The 19,865-nt window shown below is 70.1% G+C and carries 16 protein-coding genes; 10 read left to right on the forward strand and 6 right to left on the reverse strand.

Features of this window, described 5'->3' with window-relative positions:
- Positions 1-161: 161 nt before the first annotated feature.
- The gene (locus tag ACFU5M_RS25445) at positions 162-962 is read right to left on the reverse strand and encodes an alpha/beta fold hydrolase (RefSeq protein ID WP_379053201.1); all 801 of its coding nucleotides are present in this window, start codon (positions 960-962) and stop codon (positions 162-164) included.
- A 119-nt stretch (positions 963-1,081) separates the two neighbouring features.
- Here ACFU5M_RS25445 and guaA point away from each other — a divergent pair, with 119 nt between their 5' ends.
- Positions 1,082-2,656 (forward strand): glutamine-hydrolyzing GMP synthase, encoded by a 1,575-nt coding sequence (guaA, locus tag ACFU5M_RS25450; RefSeq protein WP_379053202.1) that lies wholly within the window; start codon positions 1,082-1,084, stop codon positions 2,654-2,656.
- Between the two features lie 285 nt (positions 2,657-2,941).
- Here guaA and ACFU5M_RS25455 read toward each other — a convergent pair whose 3' ends face one another.
- The gene (locus ACFU5M_RS25455; protein ID WP_379053204.1) at positions 2,942-3,154 is read right to left on the reverse strand and encodes a hypothetical protein; all 213 of its coding nucleotides are present in this window, start codon (positions 3,152-3,154) and stop codon (positions 2,942-2,944) included.
- On the reverse strand, positions 3,147-4,904 hold the full coding sequence (locus tag ACFU5M_RS25460; RefSeq protein ID WP_379053205.1) for a PspC domain-containing protein: 1,758 nt from the start codon (positions 4,902-4,904) through the stop codon (positions 3,147-3,149). Before ACFU5M_RS25460 ends, ACFU5M_RS25455 begins: the two co-directional genes overlap by 8 nt.
- Before the next feature lie 209 nt (positions 4,905-5,113).
- On the opposite strand from ACFU5M_RS25460, the gene ACFU5M_RS25465 reads away from it, so the two are divergent.
- Entirely contained in the window at positions 5,114-6,442 is a 1,329-nt protein-coding gene (locus ACFU5M_RS25465) for a PspC domain-containing protein (RefSeq protein WP_379053245.1), read from the forward strand.
- A 121-nt stretch (positions 6,443-6,563) separates the two neighbouring features.
- Positions 6,564-7,199, forward strand: a complete 636-nt coding sequence (locus tag ACFU5M_RS25470) for a response regulator transcription factor (RefSeq protein WP_040865043.1) — start codon at positions 6,564-6,566, stop codon at positions 7,197-7,199.
- Positions 7,200-7,232: 33 nt separating this feature from the next.
- Here the strand turns inward: ACFU5M_RS25470 and ACFU5M_RS25475 are convergent, their stop codons facing one another.
- Positions 7,233-8,354 (reverse strand): protein kinase, encoded by a 1,122-nt coding sequence (locus ACFU5M_RS25475; RefSeq protein ID WP_379053207.1) that lies wholly within the window; start codon positions 8,352-8,354, stop codon positions 7,233-7,235.
- Between the two features lie 550 nt (positions 8,355-8,904).
- On the opposite strand from ACFU5M_RS25475, the gene ACFU5M_RS25480 reads away from it, so the two are divergent.
- Together ACFU5M_RS25480 and ACFU5M_RS25485 are read left to right on the forward strand one after the other, a co-directional pair.
- Positions 8,905-9,693 (forward strand): hypothetical protein, encoded by a 789-nt coding sequence (locus tag ACFU5M_RS25480; RefSeq protein WP_379053209.1) that lies wholly within the window; start codon positions 8,905-8,907, stop codon positions 9,691-9,693.
- A 325-nt stretch (positions 9,694-10,018) separates the two neighbouring features.
- The gene (locus tag ACFU5M_RS25485; protein ID WP_379053247.1) at positions 10,019-11,602 is read left to right on the forward strand and encodes a DNA polymerase Y family protein; all 1,584 of its coding nucleotides are present in this window, start codon (positions 10,019-10,021) and stop codon (positions 11,600-11,602) included.
- Positions 11,603-11,876: 274 nt separating this feature from the next.
- Here the strand turns inward: ACFU5M_RS25485 and ACFU5M_RS25490 are convergent, their stop codons facing one another.
- Entirely contained in the window at positions 11,877-12,575 is a 699-nt protein-coding gene (locus ACFU5M_RS25490) for a class I SAM-dependent DNA methyltransferase (protein WP_379053211.1), read from the reverse strand.
- Positions 12,576-12,761: 186 nt separating this feature from the next.
- On the opposite strand from ACFU5M_RS25490, the gene ACFU5M_RS25495 reads away from it, so the two are divergent.
- Positions 12,762-13,517, forward strand: a complete 756-nt coding sequence (locus ACFU5M_RS25495) for an alpha/beta fold hydrolase (protein WP_379053212.1) — start codon at positions 12,762-12,764, stop codon at positions 13,515-13,517.
- A gap of 2 nt (positions 13,518-13,519) precedes the next feature.
- Here ACFU5M_RS25495 and ACFU5M_RS25500 read toward each other — a convergent pair whose 3' ends face one another.
- Complete coding sequence (locus tag ACFU5M_RS25500) at positions 13,520-14,485, reverse strand: SDR family NAD(P)-dependent oxidoreductase (protein ID WP_379053213.1); 966 nt, start codon at positions 14,483-14,485, stop codon at positions 13,520-13,522.
- A gap of 212 nt (positions 14,486-14,697) precedes the next feature.
- On the opposite strand from ACFU5M_RS25500, the gene ACFU5M_RS25505 reads away from it, so the two are divergent.
- The 4 genes from ACFU5M_RS25505 to ACFU5M_RS25520 all read left to right on the forward strand — a co-directional run bounded on the left by ACFU5M_RS25505 (position 14,698) and on the right by ACFU5M_RS25520 (position 19,847).
- Positions 14,698-15,153, forward strand: coding sequence for a hypothetical protein (locus ACFU5M_RS25505; RefSeq protein WP_379053215.1), 456 nt, complete (start codon positions 14,698-14,700; stop codon positions 15,151-15,153).
- Positions 15,154-15,207: 54 nt separating this feature from the next.
- Positions 15,208-18,570 (forward strand): error-prone DNA polymerase, encoded by a 3,363-nt coding sequence (locus ACFU5M_RS25510; protein WP_379053217.1) that lies wholly within the window; start codon positions 15,208-15,210, stop codon positions 18,568-18,570.
- A gap of 88 nt (positions 18,571-18,658) precedes the next feature.
- Entirely contained in the window at positions 18,659-19,657 is a 999-nt protein-coding gene (locus ACFU5M_RS25515; protein ID WP_379053219.1) for a DUF4349 domain-containing protein, read from the forward strand.
- Positions 19,614-19,847, forward strand: a complete 234-nt coding sequence (locus ACFU5M_RS25520; RefSeq protein WP_379053221.1) for a DUF167 domain-containing protein — start codon at positions 19,614-19,616, stop codon at positions 19,845-19,847. Before ACFU5M_RS25515 ends, ACFU5M_RS25520 begins: the two co-directional genes overlap by 44 nt.
- Positions 19,848-19,865: the final 18 nt, after the last annotated feature.

The following is a 19,865-nucleotide window of genomic DNA, read 5'->3' on the forward strand; positions in this document are numbered from 1 at the left end:
GCGGCCCCTTGATGGCTCGCGTTCCGGCGGTCTAGACCCGTGCCTTCGGCGCATGCGCTTCGACCGCTGGAACGCGAGCCGGGCCGCGAACGGCGCTCGTAAGACTCGCTTCTCCGCACATGCTTCGTTCGAGATGAATGGATGCTCGCGTGGGTAGGGGTTCACCGGACGCGGGTCGGTTTCGTCCTTGCGCGCAGGAACTGCTGGATCGCGTGGTTCACCGGTTCGGGGTGGGTCATCGTCACCGCCAGTCGTGCGTCCGCGATCTCGATGAACGTGGCGCCGGACAGGCGATGGGCCAGTTCTCGGGCTCGTTCGCGGTCCATTCCGCTGTGGGTGGGGTGGATCACCAGAGCAGGGCAGGCGATTTCGCGCAGGCGATCGAGCACCGAATCCCGGCTGAGCAGGCAGCCCGCCGCGACTTCGATGGCGCGGCGGTCACGCACCAGCCAGCGCTGGGTCCAGATCGAGCGGTACCACTCGTCGTCGCCGATCAGCCAGGAAGCCAGCTGGTGGACGGCCCGTTCCCGGGAGCCGTCGTCGTACCACAATTCGAGGAATTTCTTGGTTGCGGTGGACTGCTGCGGGGTGGGACCGTGCGCTTCGGTGCTGATCAGGATCAGCGCGGAGACGCGTTCGGGCGCGATCAAGGCGGTGCGCAGCGCTGTGAAGCCGCCTTGGGCGGTGCCGCCGATGACGGCCTGTTCGGCGCCGAGATGATCGAGGATGGTCAGCGCATCGCGGGCCGCGGTCCAGTAGGTGAAGGGTAGGCCCTCGTCCCTGGTGCGGCCGTGGCCGCGGGCATCCCAGGAGACGATCCGGAACTCCGGTGCGAGCGCGGCCATTTGGGCGGCGAACATGGTGCGGTCCATGAAGAACTCGTGCGCCAGCAGTACCACCGGGCCGTCCCCGCCGCTGTCCTCGTAATGGATGTCGGCATCGATCGCGCGGGCGAAGGGCACGAGCAGAAGGATAACCAGCGAGCCCGGCCACGGGTGACGATTCGGGCGGTCGGCTCGCCTCCCGCGCGAGGCCGCTGTGCCGATGATTCGCTCGTTTCGCCGCTCACTAAACTGGGTGAGTGGCACAAACCCAGAGACCGGTCCTCGTCATCGACTTCGGAGCACAGTACGCCCAGCTGATCGCGCGGCGGGTTCGCGAGTCGAGCGTGTTCTCGGAAGTGGTTCCGCACACCGCGACGGTGGAGGAGATCGCCGATAAGCAGCCGCTCGCGGTGATCCTCTCCGGCGGCCCGGCCAGCGTGTACGCCGAGGGCGCGCCGCGGCTGGATCCGCGGTTGTTCGAGCTGGGGCTGCCGGTCTTCGGCATCTGCTACGGCTTCCAGGCGATGGCACAGGCGCTGGGCGGCACGGTCGCGCACACCGGCACCCGCGAGTACGGGCGCACCGAACTCAACATCGATGGCGGTTTGCTGCACGGCGGCCTGCCCACCATTCAGCCGGTGTGGATGAGCCACGGCGACGCGGTCACCGACGCACCGGAGGGCTTCGAGGTTACCGGCACCACTGCGGGCGCTCCGGTCGCCGCGTTCGAGGACCGCGCGCGCCGCTTGGCCGGTGTGCAGTACCACCCGGAGGTGCTGCACTCGCCGCACGGCCAGCAGGTGCTGAGCCGGTTCCTGCACGAGCTCGCCGGGATCCCCTCCACCTGGACTCCGGCGAACATCGCCGACTCGCTGGTCACCTCGGTGCGCGAGCAGATCGGTGACGGGCACGCGATCTGCGGGTTGTCCGGCGGGGTGGACAGCGCCGTCGCCGCCGCCTTGGTGCAGCGCGCCATCGGTGATCGGCTCACCTGCGTGTTCGTCGACCACGGTCTGCTGCGGGCGGGTGAGCGCGAGCAGGTGCAGCAGGATTTCGTGGCCGCGACCGGCGCCAAGCTGGTGACCGTCGACGCGGTGGACAAGTTCCTCGGCGAGTTGAAGGGCGTGACCGATCCCGAGGAGAAGCGCAAGACCATCGGGCGGGAGTTCATCCGGTCCTTCGAGGACGCGGTGGGCGAGGTGGTGCTCGAGCACGGCGCGGCCGACGGCGCGACGCCGAAGGTCGAGTTCCTGGTCCAGGGCACGCTGTACCCGGACGTCGTGGAGTCCGGCGGCGGCAGCGGCACCGCGAACATCAAGAGCCATCACAATGTCGGCGGCCTGCCCGACGACCTGGAGTTCGAACTCGTCGAACCGCTGCGGTTGCTGTTCAAGGACGAGGTGCGCGCGGTCGGCCGCGAGCTCGGGCTGCCCGAGGAAATCGTTGCCCGGCAACCCTTCCCCGGGCCCGGCCTCGCCATCCGGATCGTCGGTGAGGTCACCGCGGATCGGCTGGAGACGCTGCGTCAAGCCGATGCCATCGCCCGCGAGGAATTGACCGCGGCCGGTCTGGACGGACAGATCTGGCAGTGCCCGGTCGTGCTGCTCGCGGAGGTCCGCAGCGTCGGTGTCCAGGGTGACGGCCGCACTTACGGTCACCCGATCGTGCTGCGCCCGGTCTCCAGTGAGGACGCGATGACCGCCGACTGGACCCGACTGCCCTATGAGGTGCTCGAACGCATCTCCACCCGGATCACCAACGAAGTGCCGGACATCAACCGCGTGGCCTTGGACGTGACCAGCAAGCCGCCGGGCACCATCGAGTGGGAATGATCTCGCGGCCACCCGGCGGGCGGTAGCCGCTCGCCGTCATCGAGTCCTCGGACGAGGTGAGCGCGGGCGATGGAAGGCGCTGTGCAGAATCAGGTGGCCGAGCAGCGCTCCGCCGGCGCCGCCGGGGCGGGGATCCGGCGGCGCGCTCCGAGCGGTGGGACCCGCCGGATCGGTGGGTTCGTCGGTGTTCATTCGATTCTCCTGTCGTACGACGACGAGGGGGAGTGCGGCTCCGGCTGCCGGGATGAACGGGACACGGCCCGTCCGGATGGACGGGCCGTGCGGTCATTTGCGGGGAGAGATCACCAGCAGGATGCCGACGACGATCGCGGCGGTCACGACGATCCAACCGATCGGGATCATGCTGGCCGCGGGCCAGGACGCCGGACCGACGAAGGCCCACACGCTGATCGCGAGGGACAGCAAACCCGCGATGAGCAGTGAGACGGCAGGGCCGCGGCGCGAATCGGTCGTCTCTTTCGGCTCGGACTCAGCCACGTTGCACCTCCACGTTTCCGGCGCGGACGTCGACATTCAGCTCGAGCACCGGGGCGCCGAGCGTGTTCGGACCGCTGATGCCGTCGGTGCACAGGGCCTCGGCCATCGTCGCCGTGCAGTGGGTGCGGACGGTCATGTCCGCGGGTAGCAGGACGCGTGCTTCGCCCATCCGTACATCGACATCGACGGTGCGATTCTCGGTCAGTTTCACCGACCGCAGATCCAGCGTGCCCGAGCCCATGGTCACCTGGTAGTTCGATGACAGTTCGGCCACGGAAGCGGGCGCCCAGGTGTGGTTGCCCATCGCGGCCTGGTCGAACTCGACCGGACCGACGGCGGAGGCGAGCAGCACGAACCCGGCGAGCGGCGCGGTGAGCACGAGCAACCCGTAACCGCGTCGCAGGAACGCGCCGAGCACCAAGCCCAGACCGATCACGGCCAGCGCCGCCGCGGCGATCCGGCCGGGCGTCATCCATTCCGCGCCCGAGGCCGCCGCCGCGCCCGCGCCCGCCGCCGCCAGGATGGCCAGGCCGATCACCACCGGTGTCAGACGCGAGCGCGGACGTTTCGGCGGCGGAGTGATTTCGGTGCGGGCCGGGGCGGGTTCCGGAAGGTCCCAGGCGAGTGGTGCGACGCCGAGCGGGTCCCAGGACGGTGGCGTCGGGCCGCCGATGATCGCGGGGTGAGCGGTCAGGGGACGACGCGGGTCCGGAGCGTGCTCGGGTACGCGGGTGATCGGTGCGACCGGACTCCCGGGCAGGGACGTTCGCTCGGTGGATTCGGCCGGTTCGGCATCATCCGAGGCGCCCGGCACGGGGCCTGCGTCGGTGCTGCCGGAAGGGTTCGGTCCTGTTCGGCGGACATCGCCCGGGTCGGCGGAGGGTGTATGACCTGAAAGGCCGAGGACGGCCGGATCCGATTCGGCGCGGTCACCGGTCGAGGAGGCCGGGCCGTTGACGGCCGCGTCCGATTCGGTGTACTCGCCGGTGGACGAACCCGGTCCGGCATCGGTCGCCCGCCCTGCGGAGGGCGCCGCCGACTTGTCCAGCACCACGGTCGCCGGTTCGGCGTCTCGCTCGTCGGCGGGCTTGTGCAGCGGGACCGTTGCCGCATCGCCATTCGCGGCGGGCATGGGAGTTTCGGGGACATACGCATCCGGCAGCTTGGTGTACGGCGTGTACCCGGAGGTCGGCGGCACGTACAGGTCACCGACGGTCCGGGGCGCTCCCTGTGGGAAGACCGCGCCGGGGTAACCGGTGGCGGTGATCCCGCCGTCCGGGGCGAATCCACCGAACGCCTCGGTGGTCCCGGGTGGCGGGTTGGGGGTGCGCAGGTGCAGCATCCACCAGCCCGCCAGCATCAGCGCGAGGCTGATCAGGCCGGATCCGCCGAGGCCGACACCGACCGGACCCATGGTGCTGACCGCGATGGCCAGCGCCACGATCAGCACGATGGTCTTGGTCTGCGACTGCGAGCTGTGGCCCTTGCCGACCAGCGACTCGGCCGCGGACGCCTGGTCGCCCGCGGCGCTCAGCAGCAGCCAGGCCAGTAGGTAGAGCACGATGCCCGCGCCGCCGAAGATCGTCGAGACGACGAACGCGACGCGAACCAGCACCGGGTCGATCTCGTAGCGCCGTGCGAACCCCGCAGCGACGCCCGCGATCGGCCCCTGTCGTGGCAATCGGACCGGCCGGGTCTCCCAGATCTGCTGGACCTGGTCGCCGAAGCTCGTTTTCGTCATGTTTTCCATGGTGTGCCGACCCGCGGAATCGGCGCATCGGGGGGAACCCTGAAAAACATCCTGAACACTTGGACCGATCCGCTGATGTAGCAATTGTTCAGCTATGCCCGAGTTCCTGCGATTCGACCGCTTCTGCCCTGGTCGGCGTGGGTGTCAGTGCACAGGATCAGGGTGATTCCGGATGGCTGGCAGCTGCGTTGTCGGGCAGTATCGAAGGCATGTACCCGTCTGTTCCCGCGTTCGACACTCGGGGGTTCGACGCTGCGCGCGGGCCGAGCCCCGCGCCCGCGCCGGTCCCCGGGCCGCCGCAGGAGCGGATGGTCCGCCGGTCGGGCGGCCGGGTCGTGGGCGGCGTCGCGGGCGGTCTGGCCGACCATCTGGGCGTCGACGTGTTCAAGGCGCGGATGGCGTTCGTGCTGCTTTCCGCGCTGGCCGGAGCGGGCATCGCCGCCTACGGGCTGCTGTGGATCTTCACGCCCGGAGGGTCGGACCAGGCGAAACCTTCCGGTGCGGAGCGGCGGCAGGCGATCGGGCTCGCCATGCTCGGGCTCGGGCTCGCGGTCGCGGTGTCCTGGGTGTTCAGCGGGACGGCGGCGAAGGTGATCGCGCCGATCATCGTGGTCGCGGTCGGTGCGGCGCTGGTGTGGCGGGAGTACGACGTCGACGGCCCGCGTTCGCTGCTCGGGCTGCCCGCGCGGCCTTCGGTGATCACCTGGTCGCGGATCGTCGCCGGTGTGACGCTGATCGTGGCAGGGCTCGGTGTGGTGGTGCTGGCGCGGATCGATCTGAGCTCGCTCGGTTCGGCGCTGCTCGCGGTGGCGGTCACGCTGGTGGGCGCGGGACTGCTGACGGTTCCGCTGTGGCTGCGCATGATGCGCGCGCTGAACGCCGAGCGCGCCGCCCGCATCCGCAACGAGGAACGCGAGGAGATCGCCTCACACCTGCACGATTCCGTGCTCCAGACGCTCGCGCTCATCCAGCGCCAGGCCGACGACCCGCAGGAGGTGCTGCGGCTGGCCCGCAGCCAGGAGCGGGAACTACGGAAATGGCTGTTCGAGGATTCCGCGCCCGCGCAGTCGAGCTTGGCCGCGGCCCTGCGGACCATCGCGGGCGAGGTGGAGGACCAGCACGGCGTGAAGGTGGCGCCGGTGACCGTCGGCGACGTGTCGATGGACATCGACGGCTCCGGATCCGGACTGCCGAAGGAGCACTTCACCGCCCTGCTCGGCGCGGGCAGGGAAGCGCTGGTCAATGCCGCCAAGCACGCGGGCGTCCCGGAGATCGACCTGTTCGCCGAGGTCGAGCCGCATCAGGTGAGCGTCTTCGTTCGTGACCGCGGCTCCGGCTTCGACTTCGCGTCCGTGCCGGAGGACCGTCGCGGCCTGGCCAAATCCATTCGCGGCCGGATCGAGCGCCGCGGCGGGCAGGTGGACATCCGGTCGACGCCGGGACGCGGCACCGAGGTCCGGATCATCATGCCGCGCACCGATTCCGGCTGCCCCGCCCATGACGAAGAGCCCGCTCCCGCCGCGGGTGCCGTCCGCTAATCGTTCGTTTCGCGCGGACCCGCTCGGTCCGCGCAGCTGCCGTGGCATGCGCGAGGAGCGCGTGGGGGATGAGTGTGGTACCGGTTGGGGGTCAAAGGTCGGTTAGGAGAAGTAGGTGGCCGTGCGGGTCTTTCTCGTCGATGATCACGCCGTTTTTCGCTCGGGTGTGCGTGCTGAGTTGAGCCGGGAGGCGGACATGGAGGTGGTCGGGGAGGCCGGCGGGGTGGCGGAGGCGGTGGCGGGGATCAACGCCGAGCGCCCGGATGTCGTGCTGCTCGACGTGCACATGCCCGACGGCGGCGGGGTGGCGGTGCTGGCCGGCATCGAGCCGGGGCCGGTGTGCCTGGCGCTGAGCGTGTCCGATGCGGCCGAGGACGTCATCGCGGTGATCCGGGCCGGTGCCAGAGGGTATGTGACCAAGACGATTTCGGGATCCGAGCTGGCCGATGGGATCCGCCGGGTGGCGGGCGGCGATGCGGTCTTCAGCCCGCGCCTGGCCGGCTTCGTGCTGGACTCGTTCACCGGGAGGTCTCCGGTACCCGAGCCGCCCCTCGACCCCGAACTGGACTCCCTGACCCCGCGTGAGCTGGAGGTCCTGCGCTTGCTCGCCCGCGGCTACACCTACCGTGAGATCGCCGAATCCCTCTTCATCTCCGTCAAGACCGTGGAAACGCACGCCTCCAACGTGCTGCGCAAAACCCAGCAGTCCAACCGCAATGCCCTGACCCGCTGGGCCCACCGCCGCCGCATCGACTGACGGCCGCGCGCCTGCCGGTGCGGTGCGCGGACGTCAGAGGACGGCGACGATGATCCCGATGATGATGATCAGGCCGATCAGGAGTCCTACGGCGATGGCAAGAGGGGCATTGCTCGGCTGGGGATTCCTGGCGCGCTGCGGGGGAGCGGTCGCGGTCGCGCCCGCGTGGTTGCGGTGCGGGCGGGGCAGCGGCGTGGAGTGCGGGCTGCGGATCCCGGACGCCGAATTGCGCGCGGCCCAGGAGGGGATGGTTCCGTCTTCGGTGCGGACGGGCGCGCCGAGAATATGCGGTCCGGTGCCGGGACCGAAAGCGGCGGTGAGGATTTCGTCCCGCGCCTCGGCCATGGTCGGACGGCGCTGCGGCGCGGGCTCCATCATGTGCAGCAGCGCCTGAGTGAGCACGCCGCTGCGGGTCGGCGGGATGATCTGCGCCATGGCGGCACGGTGCACGATGACGTCGCTGTCCTCGTCGAAGCCGAACGGCGGCTGCCCCTCGATCGCGGTGTACAACGTGGCGCCCAGCGAGAACACGTCGCTGGCCTTCGTCGGCTGTGCTCCACGCGCCACCTCGGGGGGCAGGTAGGAAGGGGTGCCGGTGATCACGCCATCCGGTTCGTCGGACAGATCGCCCGCACCCCGGGAGATGCCGAAGTCGCTGAGTTTCGCCATACCCACGCCGGGTCCGCGGTCGGCGACGAGGATGTTGCCCGGCTTGATGTCCCGGTGCACGATGCCGACCGCGTGCGCGGCGGCGAGCGCGTCGGCGACCTGGGCGCCGATCTGCGCGACCTCGATCGGCGGCAGCGTGTCGACCAGTGCGAGCGCTTTCGCGACGCTGCGCGAGGGTAGGTGCTCCATCACCAGCCAGGGCTCGCCGGCCTCGAGCACCACGTCGTACACGGCGATCGCGTGGTCGTGCGAGAGTTTCGCGGCGACCCGGCCCTCGTGCAGGATCTGGTTGCGGACCGCTTCGGCTTCTTCCTCGTCCAGCCCGGCCGTGGTGAGAACCTGCTTGATCGCGACGTCCCGGTCGAGCAGGCGGTCGTGCGCCAGCCAGACCGCGCCCATGCCGCCGCCGCCCAGCTTCGACTGGAGGCGATAGCGGCCTGCGACGAGATATTGGGGGCCGACAGTGGGACGAGCGCGTTCGGTCACGGGTGCAGGGTAGCGGAAAATGAGGCTAGCTGGCCTGATTCGTGTTCAGGCATAGGCGAGACACGGGGCACGGCCATGTGGCGCGCCCGCTCGCTGACGCTCGGTTGGGATGCGTGCCACACACCATACCGATGAATGGGTGCCGGGCGTTGTAGCCAGGCGCCCGCCGGGTTCGTCCTTCGCATCAGAATCACGTCACTCGGCCGTGGTTGCCGGAGGGCTCCGTGGATTCACGGCGTACGGCAGCGGTTGCGTGGGCGGTTTGCTGATCCAAGGCACCTTCACCTCGGAGGCGGCGACGCGACCACTGCGGGTTGCTCGCGGACCGGGCGCGAAAGTGCACGCCCGGCTGTCCGGAATCCGCTCGACGCACCGTTCGGCGCGACACGAAGCCGCGAACTCTTGACGAAACCCGGGGGTCGGTTTCTACTGGGTCGGTATCGAACGTATATTCGATATCAATCGATAGCTGGATCGGTGCTGTACTCGAAATGCGAGGGCCGCTCCGCATGCTTCGCCTCGGGTCCATCGTGGGAAGTGGGTGGTTGAGATGGGTTCGGATGCGATATCGCAGGGAGGGGTGAATCGGGGCGCGCTGCCGCGCGGTGGTGGGCGGGAGGATGCTCCTTCGCTAGCTGAGCTGCGCAGACGCATGGCCGCAGTACCGGGGCGCGGCGAATCGGCGGCGCAGCGGGTCCCGCTCGGCGTCGAATCGCGCCGCGCGGCGTTGCCGGTGCCCGCGGCGCTCGCGCCGCTGTTGCCCGATGGTGGCCTGGTAAAGGGTTCCGTCGTGGCGTACACGGGGGCGAGTTCACTGCTCGCCGGTCTGCTCGCCGCGGTGACCGAGGGTGGTGGGCATGCGGCGGTGGTCGGCATGCCCCGGCTCGGTCTGCTCGCCGCGGTGGAGATGGGCGCGCAGCTGCGGCGGCTCGCGGTGATCGCCGATCCCGGCCCCGATCCGGTGGAGGTGGCCGCGGTGCTGCTCGACGGGCTGGATCTGGTCGTGCTCGGGCTCGGCGGCGGCGCCGTCGCGCCCGCTCGCAGCCGGGTGATCGCGGCCCGCGCCCGCAACAAGGGCGCCACCCTCGTGGTCGCCGACGGTCGCTGGCCCGGCGCGTCCCTCCAGCTCGATGCCCGCATCACGGGTTATGCCGGTCTCGGTCGCGGGCGCGGGCGCTTGCGTTCGCTCGGCTTGAGCGTCGAGGTGCGTGGCAAGGCGGGACCGCCACGGCGCGGACGGCTGGATCTGTGCCCGAATGCGGGGCGCGTGGAATGGGTGCTGCGCGAGAAGTCGGCCCGGACCGTCGAAGTCGCCGACACGCAGGAGGCGGTCTCGTGAGTGTGTCGGCCGGCTCCGGGGCTTCCCCGGTCGTCTCGATTCGCCCGATGGCTCCGGTTCGCCGCTGTCGGGTCCGGTCGCTGCCGATCCGGTCCGGCACACCGACCGAGCGATTCGGCACCGGTGGCACCGACTGTCTCGGGCGCGGTTGGCGCGATCCGTTGATGGGGACGGGCGGCAGTGAGCACCCGAGGGAGAATCCGGGCCGCCGGATCCGGTGTCGTGTCCGCCATCTGGAGCGCAACTCGCGCGATGCCGCGAATGACTCCACCGGGATCGTGCGCCTTCGAGGACCCGTGGGGGACGAAGGTCGTGTGGCGCCGTGATCCGGCCCGGGTCGAAACGGGTGCTCGCCCTGTGGTGCCCGGACTGGCCCGCGGTCGCCGCGGCGGCGTCGGCGGGACTGCCCGCGACGCGGCCGGTGGCGGTGCTGTTCGCCAATCGGGTGGTGGCCTGTTCGGCGATCGCCCGAGCCGAGGGAGTGCGCCGCGGCCTGAAGCGTCGAGAGGCGCAGGCCAGGTGCCCCGATCTGGTTCTCGCGCAACAAGATCAGGACCGGGACGCGCGGCTGTTCGAACCGCTGGTCGCGGCGGTGGCCGCGACGGTGCCCGGGGTGGAGGTGCTGCGCCCCGGGCTGCTCGTGCTCGCCGCGCGCGGTGCGGCGCGGTTCTTCGGCTCCGAGGAGGCGGCGGCCGAGCGCCTGGTCGACGCGGTGGCCGCGGCCGGGGCGGAAGCGCAGATCGGGATCGCCGACGAGCTGTCCACGGCGGTGATCGCCGCCCGGCGCGCCGCGATCGTGCCCGCGGGGGCGGGAGCGCGGTTTCTCGCACCGCTGCCGGTCGGGGAACTCGCGGTCGAACCGAGCCTGGCCGCCCCGGAACGCGCCGATCTGGTCGATCTGCTGCACCGCTTGGGTCTACGCCGGATCGGTGATTTCGCCGCACTCTCCGCCGCGGAGGTCGCCTCCCGGTTCGGGACCGACGCCGTGCTCGCGCATCGCTGCGCCAGGGCGCAGTCGGAGCGTCCACCGTCCGCCCGGCAGCCGCCGCCGGATCTGGTGGTGGAGTACCGCTGTGATCCGCCGATCGAGCGCGTCGACGCGGCCGCCTTCGCCGGTCGCCTGCTCGCCACCCGGCTGCACAGCGCGCTCGCGGATGCCGGGCTGGCCTGCACCAGGCTCTCGGTGCACGCGGAAACCGCGGCGGGGGAGAATCTTTCGCGGATCTGGCGCTGCGCCGAGCCGCTCACCCCGGAGGATACGGCGGATCGGGTGCGCTGGCAGCTGGACGGCTGGCTCACCCGGCGCGACGGCGCGCGGCCGACCGCGCCGATCACCGTGCTGCGGCTGGAACCTGTCGAGGTGGTCACGGCGGGCGCGCTGCAGCTCGGGTTGTGGGGCGGGGCCGGGGAAGAGGACGAGCGGGCCCGTCGCGCGCTCATCCGGGTGCAAGGGTTGCTCGGCGGGGAAGCGGTGCGGGTCGGCGTGCTGAGCGGCGGACGCGGACCCGCCGAACGAATCACCATGGTCACGCTGGGTGACGAACTCGTCCCCGCGGCCGACCCCGCGCAGCCCTGGCCGGGCCGGTTGCCCGAGCCCGCCCCCGCCGTGCTCCTGCTGAACCGTCCGCTGGTGCGGCTGGAAGCCGCCGACGGCGCGCCCGTCAAGATCACCGACCGCGCCATGTTCGACGCCGACCCCGCACTGCTGCGCTGGGGGAGCAAACAGTGGCGACTGACCGGCTGGGCGGGCCCGTGGCCGGTGGACGAACGCTGGTGGGCACCCGATTCGGACGACGCGGAACTCACCGCCCGCGCACAAGTCCAACTCGACGACTCTCCCGCCCCGAGCCGGGTGCTGTTGTTGGTCTATCACGCCGAAACCTGGCGCGCGGAGGGACTTTACGACTGAGCCCACGGCAAAGCTCCGACGCCGACTGCTCCGGCGCATCGAATCGCAGTGGCTGCGGCCGGGCGGTACGGCCCTCATCGATGTCTTCAATCCGTTCGTCTGGGCCGGATGCGACGGTGACGGCGGGTTTGGTCCTGGACGGAATCGGCGTAGGAGACCAGGCGCTGCCGCCGTCACCACACCCGGGTCCGGCGACTCGGCTGCACGAGTGCCTCGCGACCCTTCACCGGGCCGCCGACGCGCACCGATAGGTGGTTCGTGGTCGGCGGCGGACTCAGTCCGGGCGCGACCACACCGTCGCCAAGGTGAACGGATGTCCGCGCAGGGCGGCCCATTTCGGCTTGCGGGTCAGGAAGGCGTCGTCGACCAGCGCCTCGGCCATCTCGGTGAGGACCCATCCGGCGGCCAGGCCGGCCGACAGCTGCTCGCTGATCAAGTGCAAATGGGTACTGATCGCCACCGGTTCGCCGGAGGAGTCGGTGTAGTGCGTCGGCATTCCCGACACCATGATGAACTGCGGGTGGTAGCTCACCAGTACGCACCGAGCGCCCGGTGCGGCCAGGCGCCACGCCTCCGCGTAGAACGGCGCCAGTTCCGGTAGGTGCTCGTCGATCAGTGACGCGATCACCAGGTCGTAGGCGCCTTCCCGCAGGCCCGTGTCCCGTACATCCGCTCGGGTCAGCGTGGTGTGGACGCCGCGTTCGGCGGCCAACGCCAGCATCCCCTGGCTCGCGTCGACCCCGTCGATGTGCGTTATCCCACGGTCGCGCAGCCAAGTTCCGGTGCGCCCGGTGCCGCAGCCGAGATCGGCCGCGCGCCGCACTCCGCCGAGGTCTAGGTGCAATCGCCCGAGCAGAGCGAGATCCATCTCGTCCAGGACCGTCTGTTCGTAGGTGGGCGCCCACCCGTCGTATCCCGTGGCGACGTCGACGGTTCGGTAGTCGCGGCGATCGAAATCGGCGAAGGAGGGCATCCGGTGAGTATTGTTTCCGGCCTCGCTCTCGCGCCAGGCATTTATCGCGCGGGTCGAAACAATTCCGTACACAGGAAATCGTGGGCCAGGCGGACGCCTGGGCTACGCGCACCGCACCTTCACCGGGAGGTGATCCGCGCTACATGACGGGGAGTGTGCGCATGATTGCCGGTACCCTCGTTGGTCGTGGATCTGACGCTGGGCCAGGTGACATTCGGAAACGTGCGAATCGCCTATCGGGATTCGGGGGTGGGCGCGGTCAGCGACGTCCCTGTGCTGCTGGTGCACGGCATGGGCGGCGACGGGCACACGTGGGACCGATTCGCGCGTGTCCTGATGCAATCCGGACGTCGTGTGATCATCCCCGATCTCCGCGGCCACGGCCGTAGCTCACATACCGATTCCTATCTCTTCGACGAATTCGGCGAAGATCTGCTGCGTCTCTGCGATCATCTGGAGCTGCCCGCGGTGGATTTGGTGGGGCATTCGCTCGGCGGTTACGCGGTGTCGCGCGTGGCGCAGGAGCGGCCGGAGCTGGCGCGCAGGCTGGTCATGGAGGAGTGCCCGCTTCCGCTGCAGTCCGGCGCCGAGGACGTGCGCCTGACCCGCCGGTTTCCCACCGTCCCCGAACTGTGGTACGCCACGTCCAGCCTGGTCCGGCATCCGGGCGCGGTGCTCGCCTTCGACCGTTCCATGACGAAGACGGCGCTGGAGCAGTTCCGCAAGCCGAACCCGGAGTGGTGGGACCGGCTCTCCGACATCACGGCGCCAACCCTGGTGTTGTGCGGCGGACCGGGCGGCATGGTGGATCCGGAGAAGCTCACCGTCCTGCGAGCAGGCCTCGCCAACTGCACCGTGTCCACATTCACCTGCGGCCACAGCATCCATCGCGACCGTTACCGGGAGTTCGCCGCGACCGTCCGGCCGTTCCTGGCCGGCTGAGTTCACCAATGCGTACCGGGCACCCACCGAGCGGCCCGGCGCAAGGCCGTGCCCGTGACGCGCCGCGCGGCCGACCGGGACCGCCGCGGGGATAGCGGATCAACGGGTTCGGCCGGCTCGTCGTCCGGCTCGGGCTGCTCGCCCTTGGCCGCGGGGGAGTCGGGCAGGGCACGGTAGTAGCGGTGCAGGACGCGGTCGCGAATCTTCGGAGTGAGTAGCGCGCCGTATTCGGCGATGGTGCCCAGCGGCACGTCGATGCGCTTGGGTCGTTCGGTCAGCGCGCGCACGATGGTCGCGGCCGCCCACTCGGGAGACTCGGCGGGGCCTTGGTCACCGCTCGGGGTGATCATCGGCGTGCGCACCAGCGGCATGTGGATGGTGGTGAACGTGACGCCGTCGGCCATGGTCTCGACGGCCGCCACCTCGGTGAACTTGTCCAACGCCGCCTTGCTGGCCAGATACGCCGAGAACCGCGGCGTAGCCACCTGGACGCCCGCGCTGCTGATGTTGACGATGTGCCCGAACTTGCGTTCCCGCATCTGCGGCAGCAGGGCCAGCGTCAGCCGCAGCGCGCCGAAGTAGTTGACGGCCATGGTGCGTTCGAAGTCGTGCAGCCGGTCGGTGGAGCGGTGGATGGCGCGGCGGATCGACCGGCCCGCGTTGTTCACCAGCATGTCCACGTGGCCGTGCTCGGCCAGGACGGTCTCGAGCACTTGGTCGACGGAGTCGGAATCGGTGACGTCGCAGGAGTATCCGTAGGCCGATCCGCCCGCCACCCTGATCTCGTCGACGACGGCGGTGAGTTCCTCGCCCCGGCGTGCGAGCAGGAACACGGTGGCGCCCTTGCCCGCGACCGCCAACGCGGCGGCCCGGCCGATTCCGGAAGACGCGCCGGTGATGAGAACGTGTCGTCCGGTGAGATCGCGGCTGCGGCGCCGCCGGGCAGGCTCGGCGGATGCGTCGGTCATCGCTGCTCCTTTGCAGGTCTGGTGGAGACGAACTTACTCCGAAGTAAGTTCACTGCCAAGTGGCCGTGGTCATAGTTGCCATCTCTCGGCCCGGTGGCGGCGGCGTGTCGCCCCGGCGCGATCGAGAACCGCACGGGCGTGCGGATTTCCGGGTGGACGAAACGCATCGAACAACTGTCGAAACGTTCGAACATATGTGCGATACTCTGCGCATGTCGGACGATCGGATGGCGGAGGTGTTTGCCGCGGTGCGGCTCGGTGGCGTCGACCCCGCGGCGGGGCGGCGGGCGTTGGAAAAGCTCTGGGACGAACTCGGTGAACACGGTGGAGCGCTGCAACGCTGCGTGGTCGCACACCATCTCGCCGACCTCCAAGAGGAGGCCGCCGAAGCGCTGCGCTGGGATCAGCGCGCGCTGGCCGCGGTGTTCGGCCCCGGCGTGCCGTTGGACGAAGGCCTGCGCGGCTTCTTGCCGTCGCTCTATCTGAACCTGGCCGACAGTCATCGCCGGGTCGGCGAGTTCGAAGTGGCCAGGATGCAATTGGCCATCGCGCGCGGGCATCTCGACGTCCTGGCCTCCGATGCCTACGGCGCACTCATCCGGGGTCGCCTCAGCGGAGTCGAAGCCGCCCTGGCCGCGGGTTCCATCGAGCGCCTCTCGGTGGCCTGACCAGCCTGTACATCGCTTTGCTTCGAATGTATGTTCGAGACGAGGAGGTGATCGATGGGCTGGGGTAACGGTCCGCCCAGCTGGGCGGAGATGGAGCGGGTGCTGTCCGGCCGGAGCGGGCGGGCGAATCCTGATGCGATGCATCCGGGCGACGGCGGCGACAGCCCGGCGTGGTCGCGCAAGCGCGGCGAGTACCGGCCCGAACCGGTGCTACGCACCGCGGAACCACCGGTCCCGTACGCGGAGTTGCACGCGCATTCGGCCTACAGCTTCCTGGACGGCGCCAGCCATCCGGAGGAGTTGGTGGAGGAGGCGGTGCGGCTCGGCTTGACGGCGATCGCGCTCACCGATCACGACGGCTTCTACGGCACCGTCCGCTTCGCCGAGGCGGCCAAGGAATGGGGGATGCCCACCGTTTTCGGAGCCGAACTCTCGCTCGGTACGGCAGCCGAACCCCACGTTCCCGGCACCGCGCGTGGGCACGCCGCCGCACCCGACTCGGCGCCGCGCACCGGCGCGCCGGACCCGGCCGGGCCGCACCTGCTGGTGCTTGCCCGCGGCCAAGAGGGTTACCGCAGGCTTTCTCGTGAGATCGCCGCCGCGCACATGGCCGCCGGCGAGAAAGGCATCCTGCGCTACGACCTCGACACGCTCACCGCGGCGGCCGAGGGGCACTGGCACATCCTGACCGGGTGCCGGAAGGGGCACCTGCGCCAGGCGCTCGAGCTCGACTTGCGCACCGGCGGCACCCGGCTCGAGCGTGCGGAAGCGGCGCTGCGTGACCTGGCCGACCGCTTCGGCGCCGACCGGGTGAGCGTGGAACTCACGCATCACGGCGTCCCGGAGGACGACGAGCGCAACGCGCACCTCATCGCCTTGGCCGATCGTCTCGGCCTGCCCGTGCTCGCCACCACCGGAGCGCATTTCGCCGCGCCGAACCAGCGTCGCCGAGCCATGGCGCTCGCGGCGATTCGGGCCAGGCAGAGCCTGGACGAGATAGCGGGCTGGCTGGCCCCGGCGGGCGGTGCGCACCTGCGATCCGGGGCGGAGATGGCGCGCTTGTTCGCCGACTGCCCGCAGGCGGTGGCGAACGCGGCGGCCCTGGCCCGCGAATGCGCCTTCGACCTGAAGCTGATCGCCCCGCACCTGCCGCCCTTCGACGTGCCCGCCGGACACGACGAGCAGTCCTGGCTGCGCGAACTCACCATGGCGGGCGCCGCGGCGCGCTACGGGACTCCCGAAGAGAGCCCGGAGGCATACCGGCAGATCGAGCATGAGCTGGCGGTGATCGGCAAGCTGGAATTCCCCGGCTACTTCCTGGTGGTGCACGACATCGTCAGCTTCTGCAAGAACAACGACATCCTCTGCCAGGGTCGCGGCTCGGCGGCCAACTCCGCGGTCTGCTACGCGATCGGCATCACCAATGTCGACCCGGTGCGCAACCAGTTGCTGTTCGAGCGCTTTCTCTCCCCGGAGCGCGACGGTCCGCCGGACATCGATGTCGACATCGAATCCGACCGTCGCGAAGAGGCGATCCAGCACGTCTACCGCAAGTACGGCCGCGAGTATGCCGCGCAGGTGGCCAACGTGATCACCTATCGCGGCAAGTCCGCGGTGCGCGATGCCGCACGGGCGCTGGGCTTCTCGCCCGGTCAGCAGGACGCGTGGAGCAAGCAGGTGAGCCGCTGGACCGGCGTCGGCGCCGAGACGAACACCGACATTCCCGCCGAGGTGCTGGAGCTGGCCGCCGATATCGAGGGTTTGCCGCGGCATCTCGGCATCCACTCCGGCGGCATGGTGATCTGCGACCGGCCGATCGCCGATGTCTGCCCGGTGGAATGGGCGCGCATGCCCGGCCGCAGCGTCTTGCAGTGGGACAAGGACGATTGCGCGGGCATCGATCTGGTGAAGTTCGACATGCTCGGCCTCGGCATGCTCTCCGCGCTGCACTACATGATCGACCTGGTGCGCGAGCACAAAGGCGAGACCGTCGAGCTGCACTCGCTCGACCTGGCCGAACCCGAGGTCTACGAGATGCTCTCGCGCGCGGACTCGATTGGCGTCTTCCAGGTCGAATCGCGTGCGCAGATGGCCACCCTGCCCCGGCTGCGGCCGCGCAGGTTCTACGACCTGGTGGTGGAGGTGGCGCTGATCCGTCCCGGCCCGATCCAGGGCGGTTCGGTGCATCCCTACATCCGCAGGCGCAACGGTGTGGAGGATGTCGTCTACGACCATCCGGCGCTGAAGAACGCGCTGGAACGCACGCTCGGCGTGCCGCTGTTCCAGGAGCAGCTCATGCAGATGGCCGTCGACGTCGCCGGATTCACCGCTGTCGAGGCCGACCAACTGCGCCGCGCCATGGGCTCCAAACGGTCCCCGGAGCGTATGAAGCGCCTCGAGGCGAGGCTCTACCAGGGCATGCGGGAGCGTCACGGCATCACCGGCGAAGTCGCCGACCGCATCTACGAGAAGCTCTACGCCTTCGCGAATTTCGGCTTCCCGGAGAGTCATTCGCAGAGCTTCGCCGCGATCGTGTACTACTCCGCCTGGTTCAAACTGCATCATCCCGCCGCCTTCTGCGCGGGTTTGCTGCGCGCCCAGCCGATGGGGTTCTACTCGCCGCAGTCGCTGGTCGCCGACGCGCGCAGGCACGCGGTCGTGGTGCACGGTCCCGACGTCAACGCCAGCCGGGCCGAGCCCACCCTCGAGGCGGAGGGCACCGAGGTGCGCCTCGGTCTCGCCGCGATCCGCCAGATCGGTGACGACCTCGCCGAACGCATCGTCACCGCCAGGGGCGAGCGGCCCTACACGTCCTTCCTCGACCTGACCGGGCGGGTGGAACTCACTGTCGCCCAGGCGGAATCACTCGCCACGGCGGGCGCGCTCGGCAGCCTCGGCAGCACCCGACGCGAAGCGCTCTGGGCGGCGGGCGCCGCCGCGGGCGAGCGCCCGGACCGGTTGCCCGGTACCGGCGCGGCCACCACCGCGCCCGTGCTGCCCGGGATGAGCGATCTGGAGCTGGCCGCCGCCGACGTGTGGGCCACGGGCGTCTCGCCGGGCAGCTATCCGACGGAATTCCTGCGCAGGCACCTCGACACTCTCGGCGTGATACCGGCCTCCGGTCTGCTCGCCGTGCCCGACGGCTCGCGTGTGCTGGTGGGCGGCGCGGTGACGCACCGGCAGCGTCCGGCCACCGCCGAGGGGGTCACCTTCCTCAATCTGGAAGACGAAACCGGCATGGTGAACATCGTCTGCTCGCTGGGGCTGTGGCGGCGTTACCGGCGTCTCGCCCAAGGCGCTGCCGCTCTGCTCATCCGCGGCCGGGTGCAGAATGCCGAGGGCGTGGTCAGCGTGGTCGCCGAACATCTGCAGCGCATGGATCTGCGGGTGGCGTCCAAGTCGCGCGACTTCCGTTGAGCCGGTTGCTTTAAAGAAGTATTAGAAGCGTTCTAGAGAACGGTTATGCGGGGCTGTCGGCGCAGCGCAGAAGACTACTGTCCCAGGCATGAGGAAGCTTGCTGTGCTGTGTGTCGGCGTGCTGGGGTTGATTCTGCTCGCCGGCTGCGGCGCCGATAACGCGAAGCCCGCCCGGGACCGGACGTCGACGGTGATGACCGGGCCCGCCGCCCCCGCGCTCGTGCCGCCGGGGGTGCACGAACTGGCGCCGCCGAAGCGGGACAACAACTCCGGCGGAGAACCGGTGCCGACGCGCAAGGAGGTGGTCACCGGCAGCGTCGAGATCACCGCCGGCGCGCCGGTCGCCGCGGCGGGCACGATCATCGATCAGGTGCGCGCCGCGGGCGGCCGGGTCGACAGCCGCACCGAGCAGCCCGGCACCGACGACACCGAGCCCAGCGCCACGCTCGTGGTCCGGCTGCCCGCGGACAAGACCGACGCGTTCATCGCGGGCCTCGGCGGGGTCGGGCAGGTCACCCGGGTCACCACCAACCGCGACGACGTCACCATGCAGTGGGAGGACCTGGACGCGCGGATCAAGGCGCTGCAAGCCTCGGTCGAGCGGCTGCGCGCGCTCATCGCGGGCGCCACGAACACCTCCGACCTGCTCGCCGCCGAGCAGGCGCTGTCCAGCCGCCAAGGCGAACTGGACAGCCTCACCGCGCAGAAACGCAGGCTCGACGACCAGGTCGCCCTGTCCACGCTGACCATCGATATCACCACCGATCAGAAGAAGCCCGGCGACGATCCCGACAGCTTCTGGGACGGCATCGTCTCCGGCTGGAACTCGCTGGTGGATTGGCTGCAGGACGCGGTCGTGTTCAGCGGCAAAGCGATTCCGTGGCTCGGCTTCCTCGCGGTGGCCGCCGCCGCGCTGTGGGGCGTCGTGCGCTTGGTACGGCGCCGCCGGAAGCCGGCCTCGGGTGCGGGAGAATCGGCGCCTGCTCCCGCGAAGTCCGGGAGCAGCGCCTCCGAAGGCGCGGAAACCAGCGCAGGAGGCAAGAGTGCCGACGGTGGTCAGGGCGACGATCACACCGAACAGTCGTAAGGGCCCGCTGGTGCAAACCCTCGACGACGGCAGCCTGCACCTGTACGTGCGGGCTCCCGCCGTCGAGGGCAAGGCCAACAAGGCGGCCATCGAGTTGCTCGCCGAACACTACGGAGTCCCCAAGTCCGCCGTCCGCTTGACAGCGGGCGCGACCTCCCGCTTCAAACGGTTCGACATCGACGTACCCTGACGTCGAACGCGCTGTCTC

Origin of the sequence: Nocardia sp. NPDC057455 (assembly GCF_042802775.1) — a bacterium.
GTDB lineage: Bacteria > Actinomycetota > Actinomycetes > Mycobacteriales > Mycobacteriaceae > Nocardia.

What these genes read in the sequence shown, in the direction of transcription:
- ACFU5M_RS25460 (WP_379053205.1), bottom strand. Translation starts at nt 4,904, where the DNA reads ATGGAAAACATGACGAAAACGAGCTTCGGCGACCAGGTCCAGCAGATC.
- ACFU5M_RS25465 (WP_379053245.1), top strand. Translation starts at nt 5,114, where the DNA reads ATGTACCCGTCTGTTCCCGCGTTCGACACTCGGGGGTTCGACGCTGCG.
- ACFU5M_RS25480 (WP_379053209.1), top strand. Translation starts at nt 8,905, where the DNA reads ATGGGTTCGGATGCGATATCGCAGGGAGGGGTGAATCGGGGCGCGCTG.
- ACFU5M_RS25490 (WP_379053211.1), bottom strand. Translation starts at nt 12,575, where the DNA reads ATGCCCTCCTTCGCCGATTTCGATCGCCGCGACTACCGAACCGTCGAC.
- ACFU5M_RS25500 (WP_379053213.1), bottom strand. Translation starts at nt 14,485, where the DNA reads ATGACCGACGCATCCGCCGAGCCTGCCCGGCGGCGCCGCAGCCGCGAT.
- ACFU5M_RS25505 (WP_379053215.1), top strand. Translation starts at nt 14,698, where the DNA reads ATGTCGGACGATCGGATGGCGGAGGTGTTTGCCGCGGTGCGGCTCGGT.
- ACFU5M_RS25510 (WP_379053217.1), top strand. Translation starts at nt 15,208, where the DNA reads ATGGGCTGGGGTAACGGTCCGCCCAGCTGGGCGGAGATGGAGCGGGTG.
- ACFU5M_RS25515 (WP_379053219.1), top strand. Translation starts at nt 18,659, where the DNA reads ATGAGGAAGCTTGCTGTGCTGTGTGTCGGCGTGCTGGGGTTGATTCTG.